The sequence below is a fragment of the Sphaerochaeta sp. UBA5849 genome (genome assembly GCA_002432715.1).
Lineage (GTDB): Bacteria > Spirochaetota > Spirochaetia > Sphaerochaetales > Sphaerochaetaceae > Sphaerochaeta.
Map to the genome: position 1 here is coordinate 1 of DJGJ01000062.1, position 12606 is coordinate 12606.

Here is a 12606-nt window from a genome sequence, read left to right on the forward strand (position 1 = left end):
CTAACGATGAAATGTTACAGATCTATACATTTCATTTGATTGTATGCCAACTATTGCACAGCAGCAGAATCATCGAAAGCCGTAAAAAATAACGGGATTGAGAAACTGATACAGGTTCCCTTTTGTTCCTTGCTCACAAGATGCAGTCCGTACGGTTCTCCATATAGCAAACGCAATCTTCGATGGGCATTGCTCAAACCTATATGATCGGACGGTGCATGTTCCTCTTGAGCCAACCTTTTTCTGATTGCTCGACTTATGTCGACAGGCATCCCCACCCCATTATCAACAATGCGTATCTTAAGATATTTCCCTAGATGGTTATACATATGAATACTGAGATATCCATCCGCTCCTTTTGCTTTCAAACCATGCATGATGGCATTCTCCAAGAGAGGCTGCAAAATCAACTTCGGCACTCGCATCGTTCTGTCGAGACAAGACACCTTCCATAACACAGTAAACATATTCTGATAGCGGATGGTCTGAATAGCCAGATAGTTTTCAGTCATCACAATCTCATCATCCAAGGTCGAAAAGGATTGTACATCGTCCAGGACATAATGCAACAAATCAGAAACATGCCCTATCATTGCTGATGTATCATTGGGAGTACCGGTTAAGGCAATCGCTTTCCAATAGATTGTTTGCATGGTGTTGTATAAGAAATGTGGTGTCAGTTGTGATTGAAGAGTCTGCAACTCCAAAATCTTTGCCAGATACTTCTTTTGTGAGAGCTGTGTTTGAAGATAATCAATCCTCAGAAATGTTCTGATTACATCTTGGATCATGTAATGATAAAGATCACTTTTTGCTGATGGCTTTATCTCTGGTATATCCTGTCCTTCCCGCGCTTGCTGCAGCACCGATTGTAAGCCATGTATCTCCCCCTGATTCTTCCGAGCCAGATATAAGGCAATCAGGATATTAATCATCAACGAGAATTGCATCAAGATCAAGGTTCCCAGCCTTAAGATATGCACTATTCGATAGGCTTGTCTTTCGGGAATCAACAAAGTGTATGTCCAGTTGTAGGCATCAAGTTCAACAAAATAGCGTCGATAGCTTTCTTTATTGAGGTACACAGTCCTATCATCAGAATCACAGGAATCATATTGCAATAAAGCATCCCTTTCTTCACTTGTCCCTACACTGGTGAACAATAATGCATTGTCTGCATCATTAACCAATAGAATACTTCCAGGAATGGAATCAGTCAGCTCACCCAGCGAGATGTCGATAAGATCGACATATACATTCAACACTATCACTCCTGCAGATTGTGCTCTATCTGCAGCAAGAATCTTCCGATAAATCGTAAGTACTTTAAACGGGGCTGTTCCAGGAGAAGTCTGTATATAGCGTATCTCTGTCCAGAATTTTGTTGAATACTCCTCTTTTTTCTGATTATAGCTATCAAACCAAGAAGTATCGGCAGCATGATTCAAGTCAATGAATCTGGAATTGCTGGAAACAAACCAACCTTTATCATTCTCGAGATAGACATACATTGACGCTATCTCTTGCTCAGCACTCACCGAGCTATACAACAAATCAACGATTGCAGAATATAGCTCATAATCATACGATGAAATTTCATCAGTTGTGTTTTGCAAGATTTTTCGCAGTTTGAACTGAATGGTTTTATTGGAACTGATATTCAGATTCATCAATTCCAAATCACTGAGCACAGAGACTATCGATGCCGAGTATGTACGTACACGGTCTTCATTCTGCTGGTCAATCAATTTGGTCACATACATATTAATGATTCCAATCATCAGCACACCAAGAATAAGCACAGGGATGAACATGGGAATAGCAATCCTCAGAACGTTCCTTCTGAAAAATCGCTTGGTGGTATCGTCATACCCTGCTACGTACATTGCAACCTTCTCGATTCATTCGGTATTCTTTTGGACTAAATGCAAAAAACTGCTTGAACGATCGAGCAAAACTACTTGGATTGGAATATCCAACCTGAAAACCGATATCTTGGATGTTCAAATTGGTTTCAGCCAATAGTTCCGCTGCTTTTTGCATACGCATCCGAGTAAGGTAATCAGAGAAACGTTCTCCCGTTGTTTGGTGGAAAATCGTGCTCACATAATACTGATTGAGGTGGATATAATCGGCTGCTTGTTCAAGAGATGCTTGTGCCAGATGCCCCTCGATATATCGCTTGACGCCTTGTGCAACCCCATTCTGGCCATCATCAGTATCGAAAACAGATGATTGTTCTCCTTTCTCCCCGGATAGCAGGTCTGCGATTCGTGAAAAAATCTGTTTTAATTCCTCATATTTGGTTGGCTTTACTATGAACTCACGAACACCAAGGCTGATTCCTTTCTTGGCATATTCAAAATCCTGGTATCCACTGAGAATCACCGCGACAAGCTGCGGACGGAGAGCTTTTGCGCGTTCTATCAGAGTCAAACCATCCATCAAGGGCATTTTGATGTCACTGAGCAACACAGACACATCGTGCAAGCGAATATAATCCAGTGCCAACAAGCCATTGGGGAACGCAACTACAGGATCAAAACCAAGTTCTTTCCAAGGAAAGTAATTCTTGAGGCCTTCCCGCAATTCCGCCTCGTCGTCTACAAGAACAAGCGTATACACCTCTTACCTCCTTTCCCCAGATTACGTAAACTTTTCAAGCGTTGCAACTGAGCAATTCGCATATAATTGAATTATACCCTAAAGAAAGATACACTTTGGTACGAGAAGGAGTTCTCATGGCAGCTTTCCGTATCAAGCACTGTATAGCATGGATTGCAGTTCTTCTAGTATCCCTGTCCGTTCTACCCGGGGCGGGATTTTTTGAATCTCCAAACAAAGAACAACTGAAAAATACGTTGGTTCTTGGTTTTTCATGGTGGGGTGATAGAATAAGAAGCGAAGCTACCTCCCATGCCATCAAGTATTACGAAGTGAACCACCCCGATATCCAAATTAACGCTCAATTTTGTCCCTTCAGCAAATATCATAATTTGCTATTAAATCAAGCAGAGACCAATTCGTTGCCAGATATTGTCTCAATTGACTTCAAATGGATGAATGAGGTTGCGTTGCTGGGTCCGTCGGTATTGGATATACGAACATATCTTTCAGAAATTGACACTTCAGATATGGATTGGGATTTTATCCAAGAGTATGGCAGTCGGCAGGATGGCTCACTTGTCGGCATTCCAGCCGGTATGAATGGTGTAGGACTGCTATGCAATCTTGATTTCCTTTCACGATTCAACATAAAACCCTCCGACTCCTGGGATTGGGAAGCCATCATATCCTTAGGAGAAAAAGTCCATGCACAGGATTCATCGGTACATCTCCTATTCTTCCCAAAAACGCATTGGCTCTATTTTTTTCGTACAGTCATCAAGCAATTCAGTGGTCATGACATTGTTACTGCAAACATGAGTATCGATTGCACATATGATGATGTCTTCCATGTTTTCTCACTTATCCAGCGACTTATCGATTCCCATACAATTCCTCCTTTCTCCCAAGGAGTCTTGTACGAAGACCTGCTCGCACATTCAGATCCAAACTGGCTCAACCAACTTTACGGCCTTGTACCGGTATCGTCATCGACCATCATGGAAATACAACAAGCGTCTTCCTTTCCACTCGGTACCATCAGATATCCAATCCCTTCTAATGCGGTAGATCCGGGTTTATATGTTGCGCCAACAATGCTCTACGCAATCACAACGTCTTCGAAGAATCCACTAGAGGCTGCAAAGTTCATCAACTATCTTCTCAACGACCCGCAAGCAGCCATGAGACTCAAGAATACCAGAGGAGTTCTCCTAAATACAAAGTTGTCAAAGCTTTTGACAGAAACGGGTTTGTCATCACCCTTGGTTCAGCAAATGGTGGAACAAGCCCTTTCGGGGAAAAGCAAGAACGAATCCAATTACAGCCTGGGTTCAGAGGTATCGAACTTAATCTGGACATATATTCATCATGTTGGCTTTGGAGAGCTTTCAGTAGAGGAAGCCTCAAACCAGTTTCTCAAGGATTTACATCTTCTTTTTTCAAATGATTGATGGTGAGTCTAGCTGCTATGAGAGGGAACCTTCTTCTTCATCTTCTTCTCTATCACCTTGAAATGAGCTTCCTCTGAGGGGCTGACAAACGTAATGGCTTCACCGGATCTTTCTGCACGGCCCGTTCTTCCAATCCGGTGAATGAAGTTGATGGGTGATCGAGGCAGCTCATAGTTGATTACAAAGGGTAGGAACTCAATGTCAATCCCCCGGGCCAGCAGATCGGTGGTAACCAACACCCTGAGGTTTCCCTGCTTAAAGTCCCTGAGCAGGTCGGTCCTGGCTCCCTGGGTCTTCCTGCTATGGATTGATCTGGCCTCAATACCATTCTTTTGTAATTTCTCCACCACCCTGTCAGCCCGTGCAACAGAGGAAGTAAAGACCAATACTTGTCTCATATCCCGGCTCTTGATAAGGTGGCGCAAAAGCGGTCCTTTCTGTTCCTCCGGGATAAAATACGCACTCTGATGAATGCAATCCAACTCAACTGCTTCATCTTCAATTTTTATCACCAGAGGATCGTGCAAAAGAACTTTTTCCAATGCCTGAATACGATCATTCAACGTTGCCGAAAAAAGCAGATTCTGGCGTGACTTGGGAAGCAACGCAAAAATCTGGTCCATTTCCATCTCAAACCCGGCTGTCAACATCTTGTCAGCCTCATCAAGAACCAACATCTCCACCGAAGACAAAGAAACAGCGTTGAGGGAGATCAACTCCAACAATCTGCCCGGGGTGGCAACGAGGATGCTTACATTGTTCATAGCCATCATCTGAGGATTGATCGATACCCCGCCAAAGGCGGCAAGAGTCTTTATTGGTAATCGCGATTCATATACATACGTGGCAAACACAGAATGAACTTGCGCTGCAAGCTCTCTGGTGGGAACCAGTACCAGAGCCTGGATATGCCTGCTTTCAAGATTCTTTTTCTTCTGCAGATGCATGAGGATGGGCAATACATAGCTGAGGGTCTTGCCCGACCCAGTCTTGGCAATCCCAAGTACATCCCTCTTGCTCAAGACTGCTGGAATTACTTCTGTTTGAACAGGATACGGTGTAGAAATATGTTCTTGCTGTAAAGCAGCACAAAGAGATTCCGAGATTCCCAAAGAGATAAATGACATATGAGCTTGATCCTTGTTTGCTACGTGTATAGCAATATTGCTGATGGGAATCATATGCTATCGCTTCATGAGAGTACAGGGGTGCTTCAGCTTGCTGTTTACCAGGATTGAATCATGAAATCTCGGTTTCGGAAAAAAGTATATGCTTTTCCGAAGTTTTTTCTCTGTAGAGATAAAACTATGGCTTTGGATTCTCCTGAATACTTTCAGCAACTTACTGGAAGCTCTCGCTCCGATAATCCCGACATTAGAATAACCATCATTGTACTACGAGGGATTTCGTTAATATTTCTATTTTACTGCAGTCTGGTAATTGTACTGTTTGCTATTTTATCCCATGGATTACCTTATTTTGGGAGAAAAATAATCCATGTGGGAGAAAACAGCTGACTCTGTATGCATGGATACAGAGAGCCCGTCCTTCTATCCGGACGGACTTTCATGCATTTATCTATTCAGCGTATCGGTGGCAGTCCCTTCTGCCAGTTCTGCAGCAAGGGCAAACGTCTCACTGAGGGTGGGATGCGGGTGAATGCTCAGACCTATATCCTGGGCAACAGCTCCCATCTCCAGGGCAAGTACAGCCTCGCTGATGAGCTCTCCTGCATTCCGGCCGCAAATCCCTGCCCCCAGCAGGCGTCCCGTCTTCTCATCATAGAGGGCCTTGGTGACTCCCTCGGAGGCGACAGCACTCAACGCCCTGCCGTTTGCCGTCCAGGGGAAGGCCCCCTTCTTGAAGGCTATGCCCTTCTGCTTGGCCTCTGCTTCGGTCAAACCGATCCATGCGACTTCCGGGCTTGTATAAGCGACCGAGGGGATTCCCATCGGGGTGAAAGCCGATGCATGGCCTGATGCCACCTCGGCTACCACCTTGCCCTGATGGCTGCTCTTGTGGGCGAGCATCGGATCACCCACGACATCCCCGATGGCGAACACATGAGAGACATTGGTCCGAAGCTTCTTGTCCACCTCGATCCAGCCGCGCTTATTCGTCTTGATCGACGTATTCTCCAGTGCCAAGCCATCGGAATTGGCCTTTCTTCCCACCGCCACCAGCACAGCATCGGCATCGATGGTTGAAGGGGCTTTCTCACCGTTCAGATGAAGAATTAAGGCATCCTTCTTTGCTTCCACCTTCTCGACCTTCGTAGAGGTGTAGATGGCCTCATACTGCTTCTTGAGCTTTCTCACCAAAGGCTGCTTGAGGTCGGAATCAGCAGGAGGGATGAGGGAATCCATCATCTCGATGATGGTAATCTGTGAGCCCAGGGCGTGGTACATCGTAGCCACCTCAAGACCGATGATTCCTCCCCCGATGATCGCAAGCCGCTTGGGAATATACGCAAGCTCCAAAGCCTTCGTAGAGTCCCAGACTCGCTCATCCTCGTAGGGAATGCCCGGTATCTGCACCGATCTGGATCCGACTGCAATGATCAGGTCTTCAAATGTAAGCTTCAGCTCTTCCTTGTCGGTGACCACCTTCAGCTCGGTATCGGAGAGAAACGTTCCAACGCCCACGATGCGTTCAACTTTTCTTGCCTTGGCCAGCGAATCAAGTCCCGAGGTAAGGGTACTCACCACCGAATCACGATGGGCACGGATTTTCTCCAAATCGAAGACGGGCTTGCCGAAAGAGACTCCAAGGGGAGCAAGCTTTTCGGCATCCTCGATCACCTCGGCGAGGTGCAGCAGCGTCTTGGAAGGAATGCAGCCTACATTCAGGCAGACCCCTCCCAAAACAGGGCTCTTTTCGATGAGCGTCACCTTCCTGCCCAAATCTGCAGCCCGAAACGCTGCACTATACCCACCGGGTCCTCCACCGAGGACCACGAGGTCTGCTTTCTTCTCTTGCATCTGTACACACCTCCTTAGAGCAGTACTCGTCGCAAATCACCCAACAGGGAGGCGAGGTACGTAGTAAAGCGAACTCCGGCGGCACCATCGATGACCCTGTGGTCATAGGCTACGGAGAAAGGCAGGATGTCACGGGCAACGAACTCCTTGCCATCCCAGACCGGCTTCTTGGAAAGCCGCGAGACTCCAAGGATGGCCACCTGCGGAGGATTGATCAGGGGGGTAAAGGCCGTCCCCCCGATTCCTCCGAGGCTTGAGATGCTGAATGAACCGCCTGAAAGATCCTCGGGCTTCAGTTTTCTCTCCCGGGCTTTCTGGCTCAAGGAGGCAAGCTCGCGTGCGATGTCTGTGACACTCTTCGTATCGGCATCCTTGAGAACCGGGACGATCAGGCCCTCGGGAGTATCGACTGCAATACCGATATGGTAGTAGTGCTTGAGAATCAACTCACCGCTGTCCTCATCGAAGGACGCGTTCATCTCGGGGAACTTCTGCAAAGCTGCAACGACAGCTTTGATGATGAAGGCCAGAATGCTGATGCTCACAGGATCACTGCTTCGCTTCATCTCCTCCTTGAGTGTTTTCCTCAGCTCTTCAAGGTCGGTGACATCAGCCTCGTCATACTGGGTGACATGCGGGATGATCTGCCAGCTCTTCTGCAGATGCGGTCCGGAGATCTTCTGAATACGGGTGAGCTTTTTACGTTCGGTCTTCCCGTACTTTGAGAAGTCCTCAAGCTCGATTTTGCCAAAAGAAGTCGAAGCGGTGCCTATTCCACTGAGCGCTTTCTTCACCAGAGCCTGCACATCCTCATGCAGGATCCTCCCGTTGGGACCACTACCCTTCACCAGTGCAAGATCGACTCCGAGCTCGCGTGCGTATTTGCGCAGCGACGGAGTTGCATGATAGACGGCACCGGGGGCCTGTTCATTGATGAAATCAACAGGAGTTTCCTTCTTTTGTGTCACTGCAGCCGGCTTTTCAACCTCGCTGGTCACTTCGGGCTTTGGTTCTGCGGGCTGCTCTATCTCCGGTTCTTTGGCGGGACTTTGTTCAACTTCCTCTGAAGCGACCTCGATTTCAGCCACCACACTGCCCTTGGAGACGGTATCCCCCTCCTTGAGCAGCACCTTGGTGATGGTTCCTGCATAGGGGGAAGGGACGTCAAGGACGGCCTTCTCACTCTCAAGGGCCACCACCGAGCCTTCAGAAGCGATGACATCGCCGACTTTGATGTACACATCAATAATTGGAACGTCTTCGAAATCCCCGATATCCGGGATGACTATTTGCTTGATTGCCATGGTAGCGTCTCCTTAACTCAACAATGGATTGGGCTTGTCGACATCGATGCCATATTTCTTGATCGCTTCACTTACCGTCTTGGTTGCAATGCTTCCCTCGTCTGCAAGTCCCTTGAGCGCTGCAATGGCGATGTAGAACCTGTCCACCTCAAAGAATTTTCTCAGGGCCTCCCGGAAATCGGAGCGGCCGAATCCATCAGTACCCAGGATGGTCACCCTCTTGTTGGGGATGAGCCTTCTGATCTGCTCGGGGTAGGACCTCATATAGTCGGTGCTAATCACAACCGGCCCTTCATGGCCTTCCATGACCTTGGTGAGGTAAGGCACCTTTGCTTTCGCCTCCGGGTGGGTGAGGTTGTACCTCTCTGCTTCAACCCCGTCGCGATGCAACTCATTGACCCCGAGGATGCTCCAGATGTCTGCTTCCACCCCATAGTCCGTCGACAAAAGCTCGGCGGCAGCAATGACTTCCCTCAGTATGGTTCCGCTTCCCATCAGCTGAACAACGGGATTCTTGCTCTTCTTTGCTTTCCTAAAGAGGTAGGCACCCTTCTTGATCCCTTCCTCGACGCCCTTGGGCATCTCGGGATGGGTATAGTTCTCGTTCATCAGCGTGATGTAGTAGAAGATGTTTTCATTCTCCTCATACATGCGCTTCAGGCCATCCTGGATGATCACGGCAAGCTCATATGAGAAGGTGGGATCATAGGCCTGACAGGTTGGGTGAGTGGATGCCAAGAGCAGTCCATGTCCGTCCTCATGCTGAAGACCCTCCCCGTTCAAGGTGGTCCTTCCTGCGGTAGCTCCCAGCAAGAACCCCTTCGCCCCGCTGTCCCCTGCTGCCCAGATGAAGTCGCCGATGCGTTGGAAGCCGAACATCGAGTAGAAAATGAAGAAAGGAATCATGGAGACTTGGTGGTTTGCATAGCTGGTTCCCGCCGCTATCCACGAGGAGATCGCCCCGGCCTCGGTAATGCCCTCTTCCAGGATTTGTCCCTTCATATCTTCGCGATACCAAAGGAAGGAATCCTTGTCCACCGGCTCGTACTGCTGCCCGTCCGGTGCATAGATTCCAATCTGCCTGAACAAGCCCTCCATGCCGAATGTCCTGGCTTCATCGGAAACAATGGGGACGATTCTCTCACCGATGTTCTCGTCCTTCACCAGCTTGGTGAGCAGGCGGACAAAGGCCATGGTGGTGGAAAGTTCCCGTTCACCGGTAGAGGCATGCATATCCTCAAAACTCTTGGGGGCTGGAACGGTCAGCTTGTCGCCTTCCGTAGAGCGGAAAGGAACCGGGCCTCCCATCGCCTCACGACGCCTTGCAAGGAATTTCCCTTCTTTACTTTCAGGATCAGGCTTGATGAAAACCATGTTCTTTGCCTGCTCGTCATCGATGGGTACATGGAAGTGGTCCCTGAAGGCGAGAAGGTCTTTCTCTTCCATATGCTTCAGGTTGTGAGCCCCCATCGCACCCTCCCCGCTGCCCATCCCATAGCCCTTGATGGTCTTGAACAGGATGACGGTAGGTGTGCCCTTCTGCTTCGATGCCGCATGGAATGCCTGATAGATTTTTCTGGGGTCATGACCGCCACGACTTAGCTGCCACAGGTCCTTGTCGGTCTTGCCTTCGATCAGGGACTCAAGGTACGCGTCGCCGGCGAAGAGTTTCTCACGCAGGTATGCAGGGCCTTTGGCCTGCAGGGTTTGGAAATCACCATCGACCATGTGTGCGAGCTTCTGTATGAGAACGCCCTTGGTGTCCTTTTCCAGGATGGAGTCCCACTCGGTTCCCCAGATGACCTTGATCACATTCCATCCGGCTCCCCTGAACTTCCCTTCCAGCTCCTGTATGATTTTCCCGTTGCCGCGAACCGGTCCATCCAGACGCTGCAGGTTGCAGTTGACGACAAAAATGAGGTTGTCCAGTTTCTCCCTGGACGCAAGCGAGAGTGCCGCCAAGGACTCCGGTTCGTCCGACTCCCCGTCACCCATGAATACCCAGACTTTCCTGTCTCCGTTTTTCTTCAGGCCCCTGGCCTCCATGTACTTCATGAAGCGTGCCTGATAGATTGCCATGGAAGGACCGAGGCCCATGGAGACGGTTGGAAACTGCCAGAACTCGGGCATCAGGTAGGGGTGCGGATAGGAGGAGAGCCCCTTGCCTTCAGTTTCTTGGCGGAAATGATTCAGCTGTTCTTCCGTCAACCTTCCCTCTACAAAAGCCCGGGCATACATGCCTGGGGCTGAATGCCCTTGAAAGTAGATCAAGTCCGCACCGTGTTCGGCTTGGGGACCCTTGAAGAACCAGTTGAATCCCACCTCATACATGGCAGAAGATGATGAGTAGCTGGCAATATGCCCGCCGAGTCCTTTTCCTCCTTCATTCGCCTTGGCCACCATCACCATGGCGTTCCAACGGACGAATGCAGAAACATTACGTGCAATAAGGGAATCTTCGGGCGGGATGACAGCCGGATCGGTAATGGTTGTATTGATATAGGGGCTTATGACCCCGGGTGAGGTAGCAACACCTTTGTTTCGGGCGGCTTGGGTAAGTTCTGAAAGCAAATAGTCAGTTTTCTGTTCGCCTTCATGTTGTATTACACCCTCCAACGACTGTAGCCAATCTTTGGTCTCTGCAGGGTCCGGATCATGAAAAACCTGTTTGCTCATACATTTCCTCCGATGGTGAGTGTTGGTACTCCATAATGGTAGCACCCAAAATACCATTTGTGTTGTAATTCAATATACTACTAAAATCGTAGTATTTCAACCTGTTATTACACTCAGACTTGAAAATAGGGGGTGTTATATAATCAAAAAGTGTATTTCTGAAAAAGAGTTGCTAACATGTAGTATAAAATAGTGTTTTTAACAACCAAATAGGAGACAAGCCTTGCATTGCTGACAAGAGACAACTCGTAAATCCTGGATTGCAGGAACCCAGTCGAGAGACTGCCACGATTCACATGAAGTCATCCCTATCGGTGCAGAGATGAAAATTGCGCACTTGCAGAAACTCCATCAATGATTTCAGAGTATCAAGATCTATCTCCAACGGCCTCTCTTGTACAGTATGTCGATACCAGAATGAATTGCAATGAGTACACGGTAAATTTCCAATCTCCCAAGGACCATTGCACCCATCTCAACAAGCAGGGCAGCATTCCCAAGAGTAGGACTTGTAATACCTATAGACAGACCGACTGTCCCAAAGGCTGAAGCAAATTCAAAAAAAGCTTTAAGTAAACTATAATTCACGGGTAGAGACGGCAGCGGATGCGTATTTGTCGTTCGGACCGGAATAAATGATGTACATATCCTGGAACACTCCGTGTGCTTATATTTTAAATCTCTATGTACATTAGAGGTTGTTCCAGGATGTAATGCACTATGAGACAGGCAGCAATTCTTTATGATTATAGAAATTTACTACCTGTTTCCATGAGAAAATAAGGTTGTCGTTAAAATTTAGCTCAGTGAATTATAGGTTATTGTTGTTTATTAATGATTATTTGTGTATATTGATATTAGATACTTATAATTCTGCATCTCCTCCTACTTAAAAGATTCTAGGACAAATCCTAGGAAAAGAGAAAAATCATGAAAAAAATGTTACTCGTGTTGGCAATTACATTGCTGACAACTGGACTGCTATTTGCAGCACCAAGCTGGTTAGGTGTCCAGGGCACAGCCTCTGTCAAACAGGAAACGGGAATTGAAGACCACACCATCATCCCTATCGGTCTGAATATTGCAGGAACCATCGGTGTTGGCGATGCCCCGGTTGGAATTGGATTCCAAGCTGGTTTTGCAAAGACAGCCATTCACCAAAGGGACGGAGAGGAGTTGGAAGTCGAGGACTATCCTTTGACATGGAATGTTGGAGCTACCGCAAAATTCAGACTCAACATGACAGACATGCTCGCTCTCGAACTTGGAGCGGGAATGATGTACGAGCGGTATGCAAGAACCGGCAGCATTCTGGGAACTGATTATGTAATTAAATTCAATACGCTCAGTGCAATCATCGTAAGTGACCTGTTGATTCACTTATCAGATTCCTTTGCAGTTGTCGGAGGTGTAGACCTCGCATTCCCCCTCACCGAGCAGGGGACATACACCCTCGGAGGAAGCTCGACTACGGTAGATTATGATGTTGAAGGCTACACGATTACTGGTAAGATAGGAGTTGCTTTCGGCTTCTAAACCCTAAAGGATCATCACAATTTTTCGGTACTAGTAGCTTGTAACACTTAA

Annotated in this window: 9 protein-coding genes; 2 read left to right on the forward strand and 7 right to left on the reverse strand. The window is 47.8% G+C overall.

The window, feature by feature from the left end:
- Positions 1 to 50: 50 nt before the first annotated feature.
- Both B3K89_RS10670 and B3K89_RS10675 read right to left on the reverse strand, forming a co-directional pair.
- Positions 51 to 1886: a sensor histidine kinase gene (locus B3K89_RS10670; protein WP_345907385.1), complete on the reverse strand. Its 1836-nt coding sequence runs from the start codon at positions 1884 to 1886 to the stop codon at positions 51 to 53.
- Complete coding sequence (locus B3K89_RS10675; RefSeq protein ID WP_345907386.1) at positions 1867 to 2625, reverse strand: response regulator transcription factor; 759 nt, start codon at positions 2623 to 2625, stop codon at positions 1867 to 1869. The genes B3K89_RS10670 and B3K89_RS10675 overlap by 20 nt, the downstream gene beginning before the upstream one ends.
- A gap of 116 nt (positions 2626 to 2741) precedes the next feature.
- Here B3K89_RS10675 and B3K89_RS10680 point away from each other — a divergent pair, with 116 nt between their 5' ends.
- A complete protein-coding gene (locus B3K89_RS10680) occupies positions 2742 to 4058 on the forward strand; it encodes an ABC transporter substrate-binding protein (protein WP_345907387.1) in 1317 nt (438 codons plus the stop codon).
- A gap of 8 nt (positions 4059 to 4066) precedes the next feature.
- Here B3K89_RS10680 and B3K89_RS10685 read toward each other — a convergent pair whose 3' ends face one another.
- The 5 genes from B3K89_RS10685 to B3K89_RS13800 form a co-directional block, all read right to left on the reverse strand.
- Positions 4067 to 5239 (reverse strand): DEAD/DEAH box helicase, encoded by a 1173-nt coding sequence (locus tag B3K89_RS10685; RefSeq protein ID WP_345907388.1) that lies wholly within the window; start codon positions 5237 to 5239, stop codon positions 4067 to 4069.
- A 393-nt stretch (positions 5240 to 5632) separates the two neighbouring features.
- Complete coding sequence (gene lpdA, locus B3K89_RS10690; RefSeq protein WP_345907389.1) at positions 5633 to 7039, reverse strand: dihydrolipoyl dehydrogenase; 1407 nt, start codon at positions 7037 to 7039, stop codon at positions 5633 to 5635.
- 14 nt (positions 7040 to 7053) lie between these two features.
- The gene (locus B3K89_RS10695; protein ID WP_293895631.1) at positions 7054 to 8343 is read right to left on the reverse strand and encodes a 2-oxo acid dehydrogenase subunit E2; all 1290 of its coding nucleotides are present in this window, start codon (positions 8341 to 8343) and stop codon (positions 7054 to 7056) included.
- A gap of 12 nt (positions 8344 to 8355) precedes the next feature.
- Positions 8356 to 11019: a pyruvate dehydrogenase (acetyl-transferring), homodimeric type gene (aceE, locus tag B3K89_RS10700; protein WP_298502449.1), complete on the reverse strand. Its 2664-nt coding sequence runs from the start codon at positions 11017 to 11019 to the stop codon at positions 8356 to 8358.
- Positions 11020 to 11394: 375 nt separating this feature from the next.
- A complete protein-coding gene (locus tag B3K89_RS13800; protein ID WP_363299180.1) occupies positions 11395 to 11607 on the reverse strand; it encodes a potassium transporter TrkG in 213 nt (70 codons plus the stop codon).
- A 342-nt stretch (positions 11608 to 11949) separates the two neighbouring features.
- On the opposite strand from B3K89_RS13800, the gene B3K89_RS10705 reads away from it, so the two are divergent.
- The gene (locus B3K89_RS10705) at positions 11950 to 12555 is read left to right on the forward strand and encodes a hypothetical protein (RefSeq protein WP_293895622.1); all 606 of its coding nucleotides are present in this window, start codon (positions 11950 to 11952) and stop codon (positions 12553 to 12555) included.
- The last annotated feature ends 51 nt before the right edge of the window (positions 12556 to 12606 follow it).